At 71.9% G+C, this 17,263-nt stretch carries 16 protein-coding genes; 6 read left to right on the top strand and 10 right to left on the bottom strand.

The window, feature by feature from the left end; translation table 11 throughout:
- Positions 1-17 precede the first annotated feature (17 nt).
- On the top strand, positions 18-1,454 hold the full coding sequence (locus tag EG812_RS03720; protein ID WP_126710743.1) for a glycine hydroxymethyltransferase: 1,437 nt from the start codon (positions 18-20) through the stop codon (positions 1,452-1,454).
- 142 nt (positions 1,455-1,596) lie between these two features.
- On the opposite strand, the gene EG812_RS03715 is transcribed toward EG812_RS03720, so the two are convergent.
- The 8 genes from EG812_RS03715 to EG812_RS03680 form a co-directional block, all read right to left on the bottom strand.
- A complete protein-coding gene (locus tag EG812_RS03715; RefSeq protein ID WP_013734497.1) occupies positions 1,597-1,857 on the bottom strand; it encodes a hypothetical protein in 261 nt (86 codons plus the stop codon).
- 62 nt (positions 1,858-1,919) lie between these two features.
- On the bottom strand, positions 1,920-4,223 hold the full coding sequence (locus tag EG812_RS03710; RefSeq protein ID WP_126710742.1) for a HelD family protein: 2,304 nt from the start codon (positions 4,221-4,223) through the stop codon (positions 1,920-1,922).
- Positions 4,224-4,380: 157 nt separating this feature from the next.
- Entirely contained in the window at positions 4,381-4,692 is a 312-nt protein-coding gene (locus EG812_RS03705; protein ID WP_013734499.1) for an antibiotic biosynthesis monooxygenase family protein, read from the bottom strand.
- Positions 4,689-5,942, bottom strand: a complete 1,254-nt coding sequence (locus EG812_RS03700) for a beta-ketoacyl synthase N-terminal-like domain-containing protein (RefSeq protein WP_013734500.1) — start codon at positions 5,940-5,942, stop codon at positions 4,689-4,691. Before EG812_RS03700 ends, EG812_RS03705 begins: the two co-directional genes overlap by 4 nt.
- On the bottom strand, positions 5,939-7,213 hold the full coding sequence (locus EG812_RS03695) for a beta-ketoacyl-[acyl-carrier-protein] synthase family protein (protein ID WP_013734501.1): 1,275 nt from the start codon (positions 7,211-7,213) through the stop codon (positions 5,939-5,941). Before EG812_RS03695 ends, EG812_RS03700 begins: the two co-directional genes overlap by 4 nt.
- Entirely contained in the window at positions 7,210-7,608 is a 399-nt protein-coding gene (locus EG812_RS03690) for a cupin domain-containing protein (RefSeq protein ID WP_013734502.1), read from the bottom strand. The genes EG812_RS03695 and EG812_RS03690 overlap by 4 nt, the downstream gene beginning before the upstream one ends.
- Positions 7,601-8,335 (bottom strand): SRPBCC family protein, encoded by a 735-nt coding sequence (locus tag EG812_RS03685; protein WP_126710741.1) that lies wholly within the window; start codon positions 8,333-8,335, stop codon positions 7,601-7,603. The genes EG812_RS03690 and EG812_RS03685 overlap by 8 nt, the downstream gene beginning before the upstream one ends.
- A complete protein-coding gene (locus EG812_RS03680; protein ID WP_013734504.1) occupies positions 8,332-8,667 on the bottom strand; it encodes a TcmI family type II polyketide cyclase in 336 nt (111 codons plus the stop codon). Before EG812_RS03680 ends, EG812_RS03685 begins: the two co-directional genes overlap by 4 nt.
- Positions 8,668-9,061: 394 nt before the next feature.
- Between EG812_RS03680 and EG812_RS03675 the strand changes: the two genes are divergently transcribed.
- The 5 genes from EG812_RS03675 to EG812_RS03655 all read left to right on the top strand — a co-directional run bounded on the left by EG812_RS03675 (position 9,062) and on the right by EG812_RS03655 (position 13,259).
- On the top strand, positions 9,062-9,868 hold the full coding sequence (locus EG812_RS03675) for an AfsR/SARP family transcriptional regulator (RefSeq protein WP_013734505.1): 807 nt from the start codon (positions 9,062-9,064) through the stop codon (positions 9,866-9,868).
- A 120-nt stretch (positions 9,869-9,988) separates the two neighbouring features.
- Positions 9,989-10,339, top strand: coding sequence for a TcmI family type II polyketide cyclase (locus tag EG812_RS03670; RefSeq protein ID WP_043721276.1), 351 nt, complete (start codon positions 9,989-9,991; stop codon positions 10,337-10,339).
- A gap of 12 nt (positions 10,340-10,351) precedes the next feature.
- On the top strand, positions 10,352-11,701 hold the full coding sequence (locus EG812_RS03665) for an FAD-dependent oxidoreductase (protein WP_013734507.1): 1,350 nt from the start codon (positions 10,352-10,354) through the stop codon (positions 11,699-11,701).
- 230 nt (positions 11,702-11,931) lie between these two features.
- Positions 11,932-12,843: a helix-hairpin-helix domain-containing protein gene (locus tag EG812_RS03660; RefSeq protein ID WP_233579367.1), complete on the top strand. Its 912-nt coding sequence runs from the start codon at positions 11,932-11,934 to the stop codon at positions 12,841-12,843.
- Between the two features lie 209 nt (positions 12,844-13,052).
- Positions 13,053-13,259, top strand: coding sequence for a hypothetical protein (locus EG812_RS03655; protein ID WP_013734509.1), 207 nt, complete (start codon positions 13,053-13,055; stop codon positions 13,257-13,259).
- 97 nt (positions 13,260-13,356) lie between these two features.
- Here EG812_RS03655 and EG812_RS03650 read toward each other — a convergent pair whose 3' ends face one another.
- Together EG812_RS03650 and EG812_RS03645 are read right to left on the bottom strand one after the other, a co-directional pair.
- A complete protein-coding gene (locus tag EG812_RS03650; protein ID WP_126710740.1) occupies positions 13,357-14,940 on the bottom strand; it encodes a hypothetical protein in 1,584 nt (527 codons plus the stop codon).
- A 182-nt stretch (positions 14,941-15,122) separates the two neighbouring features.
- Positions 15,123-17,216, bottom strand: coding sequence for an APC family permease (locus EG812_RS03645; RefSeq protein WP_126711102.1), 2,094 nt, complete (start codon positions 17,214-17,216; stop codon positions 15,123-15,125).
- Positions 17,217-17,263: the final 47 nt, after the last annotated feature.

Here is a 17,263-nt window from a genome sequence, read left to right as displayed (position 1 = left end):
CATCCACTGGAGGTCGCATGTCGCCCAACGCCGAGTCCACCGCCTTCCGCAGCGCACTGGAGGTCATCCGCTCCGTCGAGCCGCGCGTCGCCGACGCGATCGGTGCGGAGCTTGTCGACCAGCGCGAATCGCTCAAACTGATCGCCAGCGAGAACTACGCCTCACCGGCCACCCTGCTGACGATGGGCAACTGGTTCAGCGACAAGTACGCCGAGGGCACCGTCGGCCGCCGGTTCTACGCCGGCTGCCAGAACGTCGACACCGTCGAGGCCCTCGCTGCCGAGCACGCCCGGGAGCTGTTCGGCGCGGCCCACGCGTACGTGCAGCCGCACTCGGGCATCGACGCCAACCTGGTGGCGTTCTGGGCGATCCTGGCCGACCGGGTGGAGGCGCCGGCGCTCAAGCGGGCGCAGGCCCGGCACGTCAACGACCTGACCGAGGCCGACTGGTTCGCGCTCCGCCGGGAGCTGGGTGACCAGCGGATGCTCGGCATGTCACTGGACGCCGGTGGACACCTCACCCACGGCTTCCGGCCGAACATCTCGGGCAAGATGTTCGACCAGCGCAGCTACGGCACCGACCCGGCGACCGGCCTGGTCGACTACGACAAGGTCGCCGAGGCCGCCCGCGAGTTCCGGCCGCTGGTGCTGGTCGCCGGCTACTCGGCGTACCCGCGGAAGGTGAACTTCCGGATCATGCGGGAGATCGCCGACTCGGTCGGGGCGACCTTCATGGTCGACATGGCCCACTTCGCCGGCCTGGTGGCGGGCAAGGTCTTCACCGGCGACTTCGACCCGGTGCCGCACGCGCACATCGTCACCACCACCACCCACAAGTCGCTGCGCGGCCCGCGCGGCGGCATGGTGCTCTGCGGCCCGGAGCTGGCCGAGCAGGTGGACCGGGGCTGCCCGATGGTGCTCGGCGGCCCGCTGCCGCACGTGATGGCCGCCAAGGCGGTCGCGCTGGCCGAGGCCCGCCGGCCCGACTTCGCCGACTACGCCCAGCGCATCGTCGACAACGCCCAGGCGCTGGCCGAGGGCCTGCTGCGCCGGGGCGCCAAGCTGGTCACCGGCGGCACCGACAACCACCTGGTGCTCATCGATGTCAGCGGCTACGGGCTGACCGGCCGGCAGGCCGAGCAGGCGCTGCTGGAGTCGGGCATCGTCACCAACCGCAACGCCGTCCCGCAGGACGTGAACGGCGCCTGGTACACCTCTGGCATCCGGATCGGCACGCCCGCGCTGACCACCCGTGGGCTGGGCGCGGCGGAGATGGACACCACGGCCGAGCTGATCCACACCGTGCTGAGCCAGACCACCGCCGGCGCGAACCCGGACGGCACCGCCTCCAAGGCCAAGTACGTGCTCGACCCGGCCCTGGCCGACAAGGTCAGCCGCCAGGCCGGCGAACTGCTCGCCGGTTTCCCGCTCTACCCGAGCGTCGACCTGGGCTGACCGACGCGGCTTTCCGGCCGGCCCGACGCCGTGCGGCGTCGGGCCGGCCGTTTCTGCGCTGCCGTTCTGCTGCGGGATGCACTGTCTGCCCGGCGGCGGGGCCGCCCCACTCACCCCTGACGCCGCCGGGTCAGGGCGCGCCTCAGTTCAGCGGGCGCTTGAGGTGGTAGCGGTGGACCTCGGTGCTGCCCTGCACGTTGTTCACGTCCTCGGCGGCGGTGACGAGTTCCCAACCCTCTCGGCCGACACGGTTGAGATGCGCGACGGCGGTGTCACCGTAGGCGGTGACGTCCTTGCGTGACCCGTCGGGGCCGTACCAGACGAACGTGACGTGAAAGTTCCGGCCCTGCCCCTGGTAGCGGCGGACCAACAAGGCGTACTCCCAGGCAACCATGCGATCCATTATGACTGTCCACCCAGGACCGGACCACGGGGGCCGTCACAGGTTGCGAACGGGTGAACGCGCTACGTCAGCTCAACGGGGTCATCGTCGCGCAGGGCAACAGGCAGTGCGTCGTGGTGCAGGACGACCAGGGTCGCGACGGCTCGGGTCAGTACGACGTAGAGCCGGTTCATGCCGCGCGGTTCGGCGGCCACGATCTCGGCCGGCTCCACGACGATGACATGGTCGTACTCCAGGCCCTTGACCAGGCTGGCCGGGACCACCGCGACGCCGGGGGCGTCGATGAGCGGGGTGATCGTCTCGGTCCGGTCGTCGGCGGCGATGACGGCGACGGTCGCGTCGGGCGGTGCCTGCTGGAGTTCGCTGCGCAACGCGGCGTGCAGGTCGTCGACCCGGCGTACGGCGAGGGTGCCGCCGGGCCGGTACGACCGGGTCGGCGCGATCCCGGGGGTGAGGGCGCGGGCCGCGTACTCCGCGATCAGCGCCGGCACCCGGTAGCCGGTGTGCAGTTCCAGGGTGCGGACCTCCCGCTTGCCGATCCGGGCCAGCAACTGCGGCCACGACTGCGCCGCCAGCGGATGGGTCGCCTGCCCGAGGTCGCCGACCACGGTCATCGAGGCGTACTCGACCCGGCGGGCGATCATGCGGCACTCCATCGGGGAGAGGTCCTGCGCCTCGTCGAGGATGACGTGCAGGTACGGCTCGTCGTCGGCCGAGTCCTCCTCGACCTCCTCGACCGGCAGCGGTTCGGCCAGCACCGGCACGTAACCCTCCTCGCCGTGCGGGTCGAAGCCGTCGGCCCAGCCGACGACCTGGTGCCCCTCCCGCAGGATGACCGCCTCCGCCCAGCGCTGCGCGGCGACGATCGCGTCGTTGTCGATGCCCGGTCCGGCGAGCGCGAAGGGGGTCGACAGGTGGGGGGCGTACAGCTCCCAGCCGTTGCGCAGGCCGCAGCTGAGCACGAAGGTCGCCACGGTCCGGGTGCCGGTGGTCAGCTCCCGCAGCCGCCACTCGGGCTCGGGCGCCTGCGGTGCGGCGGGCGGACGGCCCAGCAACTCGGCCAGTTCGTCCAGAAGCGGCACGTCGTCGACGGACCAGTCGGGCCGGTTCCGGTACGTCGCGGCCAGTGTCTCGGCCTCCTCGGGGTCCAGACCGACCACCCGGGCGGGGTCGGCGAGCCAACGCAACACCTCGGTCGGGGTCAGCGGCGGCCACCAGGCGCGACGGAACCGGCGGAACTCGTCACGGTCGCGGATCTCCTCGGCGAAGAGCTCCCGGTCCAGGTGCTTGCCGTCGACCTCCTGCCACAGGGTCTCCAGCAGGACGGCGGTGACGGTCGGTGCGGCGGCGTTGGGTGTGGTGCCGTCCGTCGCGCAGCGGGCGCGGATGCGACGGCGGGCCGCCGCCAGGTGCCGCGCGTCGAGCGTCAGCGGCTGGCCCGCGTACACCAGTCGTAGCCGTTGCGGCGCGGTCGGTGGTGGCTGCCAGATCAGCTCGGCCAGCACGTCGCGCATCCGGTCGTCGCCCTTGATCCGGGCGACGGCGGCGCGGTCGCGGCGGGTGGCGGTCACCCCCTCGACCAGCTCGCCGAGGGCCCGCAGGTGCACGCTCTCCTCGCCGAGGGAGGGCAGGACCCGGCTGATGTAGCGGGTGAAGACGGTCGACGGGCCGACCACCAGGATGCGGCCGTCGGTGAGCCGGCCCCGGTTGGTGTAGAGCAGGTACGCCGCCCGGTGCAGCGCGACCTGCGTCTTGCCGGTCCCGGGCCCGCCGGTGATCAGGGTGACGCCCCGGGCCGGGGCCCGGATCGCCTCGTCCTGCTCCCGTTGGATGGTGCTGACGATGTCGCGCATGTGCGCTCCACGCGAGCGTCGCAGCGCGGCCAGCAGCGCTCCTTCGCCGAGCACCCGCAGCTCACCGGCCTTCTCGGGGGTGAGCACGTCGTCGTCGAGGTCGATCACCTTCGGACCCTGGCAGAGGATGACCCGGCGGCGGATCACCCCGAGCGGGTCGCCCGGCGTCGCCCGGTAGAACGCTGCGGCGGCCGGAGCACGCCAGTCGACAAGCAGGGGTTCGTGGCCGTCGCGTACGCCGAGGCGGCCGATGTGGAAGGTCTCGCCGTCGTCGAAGTCGAGCCGGCCGAAGACGATGCCCTCCGCCTCGGCGTCGAGCGACCGTAGCCGTACGGCCGCCCGGTGCACCATCGCGTCCCGCTCCACCAGCCCGGTGGCCGGGCCGCCGGCCGCCCGCCGATGCCCCTCGCCGGCGAGTTCGTCGGCCCGTTCTCGCGCGCCCTCCAGCAGCTCGTAGACCCGGTCCACCACCACCTGTTCGGCAGCGATCTCCTGTCCCCTGACGTCAGCCATGCCCGCCCCCGCACCGCACGATGATCACCGGGTGAGCCTATGAGCCGACCTGGGGACAAAAATCATCAATCCGGACGATCTGAAGGGGCATGGCGAGCCGTACACTGAAGATGGCACGGACAAGCAGCCACTTCCTGGCCGCCTCGCACTTGTCTGCTCAGACCGGGACCGGGGTCTGTGCGTGGACGTGGAAGCGCAGCGACCGGGCGTCGGTGAAACACTCCCGCATCGGCCGGACCAGATCCCGATGTTCCGGGCTGCGTTCCCACGCCTCGAAGTCGGCCAGGCTGGCCCACTCGCTGGTGATCAGCCACTGCTCCGGGTCGGTGGCCGAGCGGCACACCTGGTCGACCAGGTGTCCCGGCACCCCGTCGGCGACCAGGTGCCGCACGGCCTCATACGCCCGCAGGAAGTCGTCGGTGCGTTCGGTGGGCACCCGGACGAGGAAGACGACCCGTCCTCGCGTCATGGTTTGTCCTTTCCGGCCGGTGCCGTCCCCCGCAGCACCAGCGCACTGTTGAAACCGTCGAAGCCGCGCGCGCAGACCAGACCCACCCGGGTACGCGGGCGGCGGCGCTCACGCAGGAAGTCCAGTTCGCATCCCTCGGCGACCTGCTCCGGGCCGGCCGAGGGGGGCAGCGTGTCGTGCGCGAAGGCGAGCAGCAGGGTCGCCACGTCCAGCGCCGAACCGCCCTGGTGCGCCCGCCCGGTGAGCGCCTTGTGGGTGCTGACCGCCGGCGCCGTACCGGCGAAGACCGCCCGCAGCGCAGTGGCCTCGGCCCGGTCGTAGCGGGCCACCCCGAGCGCGTCGGGCACCACCAGATCCACCTCGTGCGGCTCGACGCCGGCCCGGCCCAGGGCCAGCCGCATCGCCCGGGCGTACTGGTGCGGGTCACCGGCGCTCTCGGCGGTGGTGTGCGCCGCGTCGTGGGTGGCACCCCAGCCGGTCACCTCGCCGTAGCCGCGCACTCCCCTGGCCCGCGCGTGCTCGTACTCCTCGACGACGAAGACGGCACCGCCCTCAGCGGGCAGATAGCCGCTGGCGGAGACGTCGAACGGCTGGTACGCCCGCTGCGGATCGTCCACCGCGCTGAGCAGGCCGGAGCGCAGCTGGCAGGCCAGCGCGTACGGGCTCAGCGGGCATTCGGTGGCCCCGGCCAGCACCACGGAGGCGCCCCGCCGGATGGTGCGTACGGCGTGGGCCAGGCTGTCCAGCCCACCGGCCGACTCGGCCACCAGCACCCCGCACGGCCCCTTCGCCTGGTGCGCGATGGACAGTTGCCCGACACTCGCCGCGTAGAACCAGGCGATCGACTGGTACGCCCCGACGGTGCGGCTCGGCGACGACCAGAGCCGCTGCAGCTCCCGCTGACCGAACAGGTTCCCGCCGGACGAACTGGCCAGGGTGACCGCCCAGCCGTACGGGTCGGCGGGGCGCTCGGGCAGGCCGGCGTCCCGCAGGGCCAGTCGGGTGGCCGCGAACCCGAGATGGGTCCAGCGGTCGGTCTGCACCAGGACCCGGTTGTCGGTGTACCGGGCCGGGTCGAAGTCGGGCACCTCGCCACCGAGTCGGGTCGGGTAGTCGGCGGCGTCGAACAGGGTGATCGGGCCGGTACGCCGCTGACCGGCGAGCACCGTACGCCAGTGCGCCTCGGCGCCGACGCCGCTGGGCGCGACCACGCCGATCCCGGTCACCACCGCCCGACGATGCTCGTTCATGCCGGCACCTCCCGGGCCAGGCGACGGAACAGCATCGCCGACTGGAAACCGCCGAAGCCGCTGCCGACCGACAGGGCCACGTCCACCGGCACCTCGCGTGCCTCGTTGGGCACGTAGTCCAGGTCGCACTCCGGATCCCGGGTCGTCCAGTTGGCGGTGGGCGGCACCACCCCGTACTCGATGGCCAGCGCGCAGGCGGCCATCTCGATGGAACCGATGGCGCCCAGCGAGTGCCCGACCATCGACTTGATGGAGCTGATCGGCACCCGGTACGCGGCCGGTCCGAGCGCCCGTTTGAACGCGGCGGTCTCGTGCCTGTCGTTCTGCCGGGTGCCGGAGCCGTGCGCGCTGATGTAGGAGATGTCCTGGGGTGCCAGTCTGGCCTGGCGCAGCGCGTCGGTGATGGCCAGTCCCATCTCCACGCCGTCGGGGCGCAGGCCGGTCATGTGGTAGCCGTTGCTGCGGCTGGCGTAGCCGGCGACCTCGCAGTAGATGTGCGCGCCGCGGCGGCGGGCGTGCCCGGCCTCCTCCAGCACCAGCACCGCCGCCCCCTCGGCCAGCACGAAACCGTGCCGGTCGGCGTCGAACGGGCGCGACGCGTGCGCCGGGTCGTCGTTGTCCGGGCTGGTTGCCCCGATGGCGTCGAAGGAGGCGACGGTGACCGGGGAGATGGGTGAGTCGGCGGCGCCGGCGAGCACGATGTCCGCCTCGCCGTCGGCGATGAGCTGGTGGGCGTAGCCGATCGCGTCGATGCCGGAGGTGCAGCCGGTGGAGATCACCTGCGCCGGGCCGTGCAGGCCGTGTGCGCAGGCCACGTCGGCGGCCAGGCTGCTCGGCACCAGCGCCTGGTAGAGGTACGGGCCGCCGAGCCCGGCGTCGACAAGCCAACGCCGACCGCTGTCGCTGACCGTGACGTACTCCTGTTCCAGGGCCATGGTGCCGCCGACGGCGGTGCCGAGCACCACGCCGGCGCCGTCGCGCTCGGCGTCGGTCAGGTCCAGGCCGCTGTCGGCGATCGCCTCGGCGGCGCAGGCGAGCGCGAACTGCACGTACCGGTCGGCGCGCCGCCGCCGCTCCAGCGGGATGCCGGCGGCGTCGGGGTCGAAGTCGCACTCGGCGGCGGTCTGCGAGCGGAACGGCGTCGGGTCGAAGAAGCTGATCCGGCGGGTGGCGGTGCGCCCCTCGGTGATGGTCTTCCAGAACCGGTCCCGGGTCACGCCACCGGGGGCGACCACCCCGATGCCGGTCACCACGGTCCGTCGGCCGGTCACGACCCGTCCCGCTGTTCGACCAGCTCGGTGTCGACGTGGCCGAGTTCCGGGCGGGGGGCCAGGGGACCGAGGTGGAAGACCACCTCGGCGGGTACGTCACCGGTGTTGCGCAGCCGGTGACGGACGTTGCGGGCCACGAACAACGCCTCACCGGCGGTCAACCCGACCGGCTCGTCGTCGAGGTCGACGGTGATCGCACCCCGGGCGACGTAGAGGAACTCCTCGCTGTACGGGTGGTAGTGCTCCGCGATCCGCTCCCCCGGTGCCATGGTCGCCACGCCCATGAATCCGGAGGTGCTGCCGACGGTGCGCGGGCCGAGCAGGACCCGCAGTTCGCCACCGCGACGGCGGTCGGCGGGCACGTCCCGCGCGGCCACCAGGGCCAGGTCACGCATCGTCGCCTCCGGTGGCCACGGCGGCGGGCTGGACGCCGGCCAGCCGTTCGATCCGTTCCTTGATGACGGCGAGCTGCACCTGGCTGTTGGTGTTGATCCGCTCGGTCATCCCGGCGTTGTCCACCGGCGCGGTCGGTTTCATCGCGAAGTCCTGCACCCAGGTCATCCGGACCCCGTCCGGTTCCTCGGTGTAGGTCCAGTGGATCCGCATGTACTCGAACGGGCCGGTCTCGACCCGGCGGGCCCGTACCTGCCGGGTGGCCCGGTCGGGGGTGCGTTCGCTGACCCAGCTCCAGGCCACCCCGTTCTCGTCGGGATGCATGGTGAGCCGGAACCGCACGGTGTCGCCGTCGGTGTCGAGGATCTCGGCCCGGGCGTACTCGGTGAACAGGTCGGGCCAGCCGGCCACGGCGTTGGTGACGGACCAGACCAGTTCCAGCGGCGCGGCGATGACGATGCTGTTCTCGGTGTGGCCGGGTGGGTCGGCGCGGCGGGAGATCAGGTCGGCCACGGCGGGGATGCTCAGTCGGGCGGCCTGCTCGGGGATGCGTACCCGCCACCGGTCGGCGACGACGGCCGTCAGTTCGAGCAGCGCGAGGGAGTCCATCCCCAGTTCCTCCAGGGAGGCGGCCGGTTCGCGGGCGGCGGCATCCGGATCGAGCCCGCAGTTGGTCACCAGGATGTCGGTGATCTCGTCGGTCAGCGAGCGGCCGTCGGTGACGGTCATAGTTCCCTCCTCGGTTCGGCGTCGAAGCGGTAGAAGCAGCGGGCCATCGCGTCCCGAGGCGAGCGCCAGTCAGGCAGGTACGGCGTGATGTACGGACGCAGCCGGGCGCTGATCCGCCGGAACTCCGGATGGTCGCGCGCCGCCTCGACCGCGCCGTCGCCGGGCGTGTCGGTCTCCAGCAGGTGTACGTACAGGTCGTGCAGCCGGTACAGCGACCGGTGCGCGACGCCGACGAGGTGTGGCAGTTCGGTCGTGTCGGACTCGGCGAAGATCTCGGCGACCGCGTTCTCGGCGGTCGGGACCACCTTCGCCACGATCAGCGTTCGGTCCATGTTGTTTCCTCTCCACGGGCCGTTGCCGACCCCACCCGGTGTCCGGGTCGACTCTCGACACGATGGGGACCGGGCCGTCACCCGAGCGTCACGAACACCCCCCACCGACACCGGTGTCGGTGACGCTGCGTTGACGCAAGCTGTGGCTCAGCTGTACGACCCCGAACCTGAACATCACTACGATTGGCCAGTTCAGAGGCGCTTTCAAAGATGACGTACGAGTTACGTAGCCGACACGCACATTGACCCAGAGTAACTGCGATTGATAACCTTCACGACGGTCCGACCCGGCTTCGCGCACGGTTGCGCGACGTTCGCAGTCGACAGTGGCGTCACGGCGGCCACGCCGGGGCCCGGCCATGCCCGCAGACAACGCCTTGCGCAGGGGGTGCCCGTGGCCGATTCGCCCACGCCGACCACCGGGAAGCTCCGGGACGCCGAGGTCCGACTTCATCTGCTCGGCGGTTTCCGGCTGACCCACGACGACACCCCGGTGGTGGTGCCGCGTGGCCTGCAACGAGTCATCGCGCTGATCGGGCTGCGGCCCGCGACGACCCGCACCCATCTGGCCGGCCTGTTGTGGCCGGAGACCACCGAGGAGCGGGCCCTGTCGTCGTTGCGGACCGCGCTGTGGCGGCTACGGCAGGACCCGTACTGCCCGTTGGCGACCAACGCCGACACGGTCCGCCTCGACCCGGCGGTGCAGGTCGACGTCGACAAGCTGGTCGACACCGCCGGCCGGGTCCGCGACGGTCAGACCCCGGCCGACGCCGCGCAGGCCCTCGCCGCGGGGCGACACGACCTGCTGCCCGGCTGGTACGACGAGTGGGTGCTGACCGAGCGGGAACGGTTGCGCCAACTCAGACTGCACATGCTGGAACAGGTGGCCGGTCACCACCTGGTCGCCGGGCGGCACGGTGAGGCGCTCGACGCGGCGCTGGAGGCGATGGCCGCGGAGCCACTGCGTGAGACGCCGCACCGGCTCGTGGTGCGGATCCACCTCGCCGAGGGCAACGCCTTCGAGGCGGTGCACGCCTTCTACGTCTACCGCGACCTTTTGCTGCGCGAACTGCGACTGGAGCCCTCCCCCGCGATGAGCGCGCTGCTCGACGACACCCTGGAACCGATCCGCCGCGCCAGCCAGGCGGCCTCGACGTCACGTCGGTACCCGGCGCTGCGGTCGACCCAGCAGGGCGGTTGAGCACGCTGACAACGTCACCGGATCGACGGTCGACGTTGACGGTCAGGTGACAGGTCCGCAGGCAGGGTGACAGGTGCGTCCGGCGAGGCAGCCGGCGCGACCACCGGTGAGAGGGGACCGATGAGCAGCCGTCTCGTTATCGTCAGCAGGATCATCCCGGGCGCGGAGGGTCGGGTGGCGCAGATCTTCGCCGAGTCCGACGCGACCGAACTGCCCGGCCTGACCGGGGTACGCCACCGCTCCCTGTACTGCCTGCACGATCTGTGTGTACACCTGATGGAGACCGAGGACGTCGGTGCCGACGCTTTGGCGACGGCCCGCAACCACCCGCTCTACCGCCAGGTCAACGAGCGGCTCTCCGCGCACACCTCGCCCTACCTGCCGACCTGGCGCTCGCCCCGCGACGCCATCGCCAACTGCTTCTACCGCTGGGACGGCGCGGACGTTCCGGCACCGCGTGCGGCCAGCTGACCGGACGGCACAGTGGTCACCCGGACACCGCACGTCCTGATCATCGGCGCCGGCACGGGCGGACTCTGCCTGGCGCACGGGCTTCGTCGAGCCGGCATCGGCGTCGAGGTGTACGAGCGCCATCGCACCCGGGCGGACGGGCTCCTCGGCTACCGCGTGGGGATCGGCCCGACCGGCAGCCGAGCCCTGCGCGACTGCCTGCCGCCCGAACTGTTCGACATCTACCTGGCCACCTGCGCCCGATCGCCGCGCTACTTCAACGTGCTGGACCAGAAGCTGCGGCCCACGGCGTCGTTCCCGCTGCGCCCGGACACCCATCCGGTCGACACCGAGCGGTCGGTGGCGCGGATGACGCTGCGCCAGGTGCTGCTGACCGGCCTGGAGGACGTGGTGCACTTCGACCGCACCTTCACCCGGTACGAGCAGCACCACGACGGCACCGTCACCGCCCACTTCGCCGACGGCAGCACCGCCACCGGTGACCTGCTGGTGGCGGCGGACGGCACGCAGTCCGCGGTACGCCGGCAGTACCTGCCGCACGCGGTGATCCGGGACGCCGGCACCATCAACATCGCCACCCGGATCCCGCTGACCGACGACACCCGGGCCCTGCTGCCACCGGCGGTGCAGCGGGGCATCTCGCTGATCTTCGGGACCGGCGGGATGATGGGCGTGCTGCACGTGATGGAGTTCAAGTGGGACGCCGACGGTCGACTCAAGCCGGACGTCGACCCCGCCGATGCGGCGCTGCTCGCGGACTGGCCGGGGCTGCGGCACGACAGCACCCGCGACAACATCAACCTGGTGGTCTGGAGCACCGCCCGACGTTTCCCCGAGGACGTGATGCGTCGCCGGGGGTCGGAGTTGATCCAGGTGGCGCTGGACCTGACCGCGAACTGGCACCCGCGGCTGCGCCAACTGCTCCGGCAGGCCGACCCGGACAGCGCGCTGCCGATCCGGGTGTCCACATCGGAGCCCGTGCCGCCCTGGCACAGCAGTACGGTGACCCTGCTCGGCGATGCGATCCACACCATGACACCGGGCCGGGGCGTGGGCGCCAACACCGCGCTGCGGGACGCGAACCTGCTGCGCCGTCAACTGATCCTCGCCGCCGCCGGTGAGAAGTCGCTGGTGCAGGCGGTGGCCGACTACGAGGCGGTGATGGTGCCGTACGGCTTCGCCCGGGTGGCCGACTCGTTGGCGCGCAGCGGCACCAGCGGCGACGACCGGATGTACAAGCCGGTGTTCGGGCGGCTGGCCCTGCTCGGCGCGCGGGGCTACTTCCGGGTCACCAGCCGGGTGCCCCGACTGCGGCGCAAGTTCGTCGATGATTTCTACACCTATCGCGGCGAGGAGGACTGAGCCGGCAGACGACCTCCACCCGTACCGACGATCCCGGTGCCCGCGACGGCGCCGGGATCGTCGGCATCGCCGGGTGGGCACCCTCCGTTCCGCCGTGGGCACCGCTGGTAGCCCCCGTCGTGACGACACGGACTGTTACCTGACCTGCCTGTTGCCCACGTCGCTGGTATGCGAAGCTTCGGCGAGTTTTTCTCGCCACGATCCGGACATGAACTTCAGGGAGGTTTGCCGTGATCGACTCCGTCGGCAATTGGCTGATACTGCTCGTCGTGCTGTTGGTGGGCCTGGCCGGGGGCTGGGTGCTGCTGCGCAGCCGCCGCGGCGAACCGCCCGCGTCGACGCACCCCACCACCAGCCAGGCGCCGGTGCCGGCGTCCCGCCAGCCCGCCGACACCGAGCAGTCGAGCCCGGGCGGCCAGCCCGCGTCGTCGGAGCCGACACCCAGCGTGTCCGCCGAGCCGGTCGCCACGACCGACGCGCCCACCCCCGTCGCCACGATCGATACGACGGCACCCGTCGCCACGACGGACACGCCCGAGTCGGTGGCGACCACGGACACCCCCGAGCCCGTCGCCACGACGGATACTGCCGAGCCGGTCGCCACGACGAGCGTCGCGGAGCCCGACAGCGCGACGGAGATCCCCGAGCCGGCCACCACGACTGACGCCTCCGAGCCGGCCACCACAGCGGACACCGCGGTGGCCGCCGGCACGACGGCCGAGCCCGAGTCGGCACCGGCGGTGTCCGTCCCGGACGGTCCGGCGGAGCCGGCGGTCGAGGAGACCGCGGCGGCTCGTCCCGCCGTGGCCACCCCGCCGAAGCGGCGCAAGGCCACCACCACGCCCCGCCCGCGCACCGAGGCCACCCCGGCAGCCAGCACCGACGAGGCCCCGGTCGCCGACGTCACGGTCGCCGACGCCAGCGACGCCGTCGACGACTTCCGGCGGATCCAGGGCGTCGGGCCGAAGATGGCCGCTGCCCTGCACGGGGCGGGCATCCGCACCTACCAACAGCTGGCGGAGCTGGACGAGGCGACGCTGCGGGACACCATCCGGGGTGCCGGGCTGCGGGCCACCGCCAGCCTGGTGACCTGGCCACAGCAGGCGAAGATCCTTTCCCGCCAGCCCGGCGACACCGCCTGAGTGGGTGCAACTTCGGGGAAGATGTCGCCTCGGTGCGGGCAATGGCAGCACCTTCCCCGAAGTTGCACGGGCGGCGGGTGATCGGGGTGCCTCGCTCTGCGGGGCGGCAACGCCGGTGTCCGGTGAAGTCGGGGGTGTCGTTAGGCGGAGAGCGCGGCGGGGTACATGGCCGGGACACCCTGCTAGCACCCCCGACCGTGGAGGAAGCCATGCGTGGCACGTCGATATTCGGAGTCCTCGTGGTGATCTGGCTCGTCATCGGCGCGATCGCCGCGGGTCAGCGCGGTTACTACAGCGACGAGGAAGCCAACTGCGCCGAGGTCGGCACGATCCTGGTGACCATCGCCGCCGGTCCGCTCAACTACGTCGGCGCCAACCCGAAGGTCGACTGCGAACTGCCCGAGCCCTCGCAGTGACGCGGTACGACGACGCTGCGTCCAGCCTCTCGTACGGCCCGGTCGTCGAGACCAGACGGCCGGAGGCCGGACGCAGCGTCGTCGGGTGGCTCCTCGCTCAGCGGAAGCAGTGCGCGACGGGAACCTTGCTGCCCAGGCAGTTGGTAGGGCTGTTGTCGACGACGATGCTGTCGTCGTCGATCTTGACCTGGGCCCGCTCGGCCTGGATGCCGCCGGCCTTGACTGTGGACCGGTTGCCGACGATCAGGCTGCGGTACACCGAACTGGTGCCGGCGGTGACGAAGAGCCCGGCGCCCTGCGACTTCTTGCCGACCGCTTCGTTGCCCTTCACGTCGGTGCCGCGCACGAGCAGGTTGGACTTCGCGGCGTAGACGCCACCGCCGTTGCCGCGCGTGGTGTTGCCACTGATCACGCTGTCGTCGATCGGTAGCAGGCCCTGCACGGTGGAGATGCCGCCACCGGCGACGGTGGCGAGGTTGTCCCGGACGGTCAGCTGACCGAGCACCAGCACCGCGTCGGAGTTGGCCAGGCCACCGCCGGTCTGGGCGCTGTTGCCGGCGACCAGGCTGTCGAAGACCTTGGTACGGGCCGAGAAGCTGGCCAGGCCGCCACCCTGCGCGGCGTTGTTGCGGACGAACGTGGACGAGTAGACGTCCCCGGCGGCGCGGAAGTTGGCCAGCCCGCCGCCGTAGCTGACGGCGCTGTTGTGCCGGAACTCGGTGCGATACATGGTCATGACACCACCGTTGAGCAGGCCCCCGCCCTTGCCCTCGGTGCCGGCGGCCCGGTTGCCGACCAGCGTGCTGTCGCTGATGCGCAGGTTGCCGTCGTTGAAGATGCCGCCACCGCCACCGTCGGCGGACAGCGACGTGCTGTTGGCGACGGTGACTCGTTCGACCACTGCGGTCGCGCCGTGCACGATGTGGATGCTGCCACCCTCGGCCTTCGACCGGCCGTTGAGCAGGGTCACGTCGCGCAGGGTGAGTTCGCCGCCGTCGCGGACGGTGAAGAAGCGGAAGTCCGGCGCGTGCACGCCACGGGAGATGGTCGCGCCGGAGCCCTCGATGGTGATCGCGTGGTAGATCACCGGCAGGCCGGCGGTGTCGTGCGCCGGGTTGCGCGGCGGCGCCTCGGCGTCGCCCGGGTTCTCGGCGGCGTCGGCGGCCTCCCGGGCGTCGCGGATCCCACCGTCGTACTCGTCGGCCTGCTGGAAGGCGTGGGTCAGGGTGTACGTGCACTTGTCGGCCAACCGCAGCAGGCCGCCGCCCTCGGCGTTGACCCGGACCAGCGCGGCGATCAGCCGTGTGGAGTCACAGGGCACCTGTACGGCCTTGTGCTGGGGCGCACGCCCGTTGCCCCCGCTACGCGGGCCCTCGGGTTCGTCGGGTCGACCGTTTCCGGGCCCGCCGCGCTGCGCGTCGTCGGGACGCTGCCACTTCTTGTCCCGGTCCTGCTTGTCCCGGTCCGCCGATTCGGCGTCCCAGGGTCCGTTGTCGGCGGAGAGCGCGGCGGGCCGGCCCTGGGCCGGCGCGGGCGTGTCCCGGTCGATGGCCGACGCGGCAGCGCCGCCGAGACCCGCCACCGCGGCCACCAGGCTGCCGGCCGCCAGCCCGCCGGCCAGATACCAGGGCGATCGGCGCCCGCGTCGGGCCGGTTGTCGGCCCCCGAGGTACGTGGACATGAGGGTTCCTGCCTCTCGTGTGTGCGAAACAGACGCCGCGCCGAATCGGGCGCGGAGCGGCTGACCTCGCGGTAGCCACCAGAGGCAACGTACGACCAACAAGGGCCGAAATCCGGCATAAGTGAATAAGTACGCCCTTCGTCTTCATGTTGCTGTCCTGGTCGCGAACCGGACCGCAGGGCTCAACCGCCGACGTGGATACCGGGACGGCGGGAGGGATCGGGCTCGGACTTGCGCAGGATCTCCCGGACCACCGGCGGCGTGTCACCCCGGCCCAGGATCAGGTACCGCAGCAGATGCGCGATCGGATTGCCCTCGGACCACTCGAAGTGCGCGTGCGGACGTACGCCGGTGGCGTCGCGCAGCGCCAGCAGGACCGCGGCGATGGCGTTGGGCGCGGCCGGGCTGCTGGCCCGTAGCACCCGGTAGCCGCCCACCTCGACCCCACGGACCCGCAGCACGTGCCGGAACCCGGACGGGTCGACCACGTCGATCTCCAGGAACAGCACGTCGGTCGCGCCCGGCACCGGGTTCTGCCCTCGCTGCGCCCGTTCCTTGATGGTGTACTCCTTGACCGCGCCGCTGCGCCGCTTGTGCGCGATCACGTGCAGCCGACCGTCGTGGGCCACCGAGTCGGCGATGAACCGCCGCGCCGCCTCGTCGAACTCCACCCGTTCCGCCCGCAGCTCCGTGGTCCGGCTGACCCGCGACACCAGGGAGACGGCGATGATGCCGAGGATGAACAGGCCCGAGATGGCGATGCCGTCCGGCTTGGTCAGCACGTTCTCGGCCAACGCGTACAGCAGGACCAGGGTGAGCACCGTGAAGCCGGCGGCGGTCGCGCGCTGGCGACGGCCGAGCGCGGCGATCGCCACCGCGACCGCGGCGGAGACCATCATCGCCAGGATCCCGGTGGCGTACGCCCCGGCCTGCGCGTCGACGTCGGCGCGGAAGAGGACGGTCAGGCCGATGCAGATCACCGTGTAGACGATGACCACCGGCCGGATCGCCCGCGCCCAATCCGGCGCCATGCCGTACGACGGCAGGTAGCGCGGCACGATGTTGATCAGACCGGCCATCGCCGAGGCGCCGGCGAACCACAGGATCAGCACGCTGCTGAGGTCGTAGACCGTGCCGAACGCCTCACCGACGTGCTCGTGGGCGAGGTAGGCCAACGCCCGCCCGTTGGCCGCCCCGCCCGGGGCGAACTCCTCGGGCGGGATGAGCAGCGTGGTGACGAAGGTGGTCGACAGCAGGTACACCGACATGATCAACGCGGCGGCGGTGAGCAGCCGCCGGGTGTTGCGGATCCGGGCGGCCAACCGGGTCTGCGCGTCCGGCCCCTCCCCCGCGACCAGCGGCATCATGCTCACCCCGGTCTCGAAGCCGGAGAGTCCCAGCACCAGCAGCGGGAACGCCAGCGCCGCGGTCAACGCCAACTGCCCCGGTCCGCCGCCGGCGGTCAACGCCGTGGTCCAGTCGGTAAGCACCCGGGGGTCACCGGCGATCTCGACCAGGGAGACCACCACGATCACCGCGTTCAGGGCGAGGAAGACGGCGACCAGGGGTACGGCCACCGCCACCGCCTCCCGGAACCCGAGCAGGAACACCCCGCCCAGGATCAGCAGCAGCACCACGGTCACCACGACCGCGACGGTGGTCCCGCCGAACGCCGCCGGCAGGTACGGGTTCTGCAACATGTGCACGGTGGCGTCGGCCGAGGAGAGGGTGATCGTGATGATCCACGAGGTGGCCACGAAGCCGAGCAGGATCAGCACGAAGATCTTGCCCCGCCAGAACGGCAGCAGCCGTTCCAGCATGGCCACCGAGCCCTGGCCGTGCGGGCTGTCCCGGGCCACCCGGCGGTACATCGGCAGCATGCCGAACAGGGTCAGCACCACGATCAGCAGGGTCGCCAGCGGGGAGAGCGCCCCGGCGGCCAGCACCGCGATGCCCGGCAGGTACGACAGGGTGGAGAAGTAGTCGACGCCGGTCAGACACATCACCCGCCACCAGGCATGCGACCGGGAATGCCCCTCGGCGGTCTCCGGACCGACCGGCTGCACCTGGTGCATGAGCAGCCACCGACGCAGCCGGCTCGGCGGCATCGCCGGACCGGGCGGACGCACCGCCACGTGCTCGGGCACGGCGACCCGTCGACCGGCCCGCTCGCCCGGCCGGGTCGGGTCGCGGGCGGCACGCAGCGCGGGCTCGGGTGTGCCGGACAGCTTCCCCCGGCGGCCCCGGCCACGTCGCGCTCTGGTCCCGTCCCCCATGTTCTGGCCCGCCCTCCCCCCACTCACTGCCCCGACCGTAGGCGGTC

Origin of the sequence: Verrucosispora sp. FIM060022 (assembly GCF_003977705.1) — a bacterium.
In the GTDB taxonomy this organism is placed as follows: Bacteria; Actinomycetota; Actinomycetes; order Mycobacteriales; family Micromonosporaceae; genus Micromonospora; species Micromonospora gifhornensis.
The sequence above is the reverse complement of the archived record's forward strand: the minus strand, read 5'-3'. Positions and strand labels throughout refer to the sequence as shown.

Excerpts from the sequence above, each read along its gene's own strand:
- EG812_RS03645 (WP_126711102.1), bottom strand. The coding sequence starts at position 17,216 with ATGGGGGACGGGACCAGAGCGCGACGTGGCCGGGGCCGCCGGGGGAAG.
- EG812_RS03690 (WP_013734502.1), bottom strand. The coding sequence starts at position 7,608 with ATGCGTGACCTGGCCCTGGTGGCCGCGCGGGACGTGCCCGCCGACCGC.
- EG812_RS03710 (WP_126710742.1), bottom strand. The coding sequence starts at position 4,223 with ATGGCTGACGTCAGGGGACAGGAGATCGCTGCCGAACAGGTGGTGGTG.
- EG812_RS03650 (WP_126710740.1), bottom strand. The coding sequence starts at position 14,940 with ATGTCCACGTACCTCGGGGGCCGACAACCGGCCCGACGCGGGCGCCGA.
- EG812_RS03700 (WP_013734500.1), bottom strand. The coding sequence starts at position 5,942 with ATGAACGAGCATCGTCGGGCGGTGGTGACCGGGATCGGCGTGGTCGCG.
- EG812_RS03705 (WP_013734499.1), bottom strand. The coding sequence starts at position 4,692 with ATGACGCGAGGACGGGTCGTCTTCCTCGTCCGGGTGCCCACCGAACGC.
- EG812_RS03655 (WP_013734509.1), top strand. The coding sequence starts at position 13,053 with ATGCGTGGCACGTCGATATTCGGAGTCCTCGTGGTGATCTGGCTCGTC.
- EG812_RS03685 (WP_126710741.1), bottom strand. The coding sequence starts at position 8,335 with ATGACCGTCACCGACGGCCGCTCGCTGACCGACGAGATCACCGACATC.
- EG812_RS03670 (WP_043721276.1), top strand. The coding sequence starts at position 9,989 with ATGAGCAGCCGTCTCGTTATCGTCAGCAGGATCATCCCGGGCGCGGAG.
- EG812_RS03680 (WP_013734504.1), bottom strand. The coding sequence starts at position 8,667 with ATGGACCGAACGCTGATCGTGGCGAAGGTGGTCCCGACCGCCGAGAAC.
- EG812_RS03720 (WP_126710743.1), top strand. The coding sequence starts at position 18 with ATGTCGCCCAACGCCGAGTCCACCGCCTTCCGCAGCGCACTGGAGGTC.
- EG812_RS03715 (WP_013734497.1), bottom strand. The coding sequence starts at position 1,857 with ATGGATCGCATGGTTGCCTGGGAGTACGCCTTGTTGGTCCGCCGCTAC.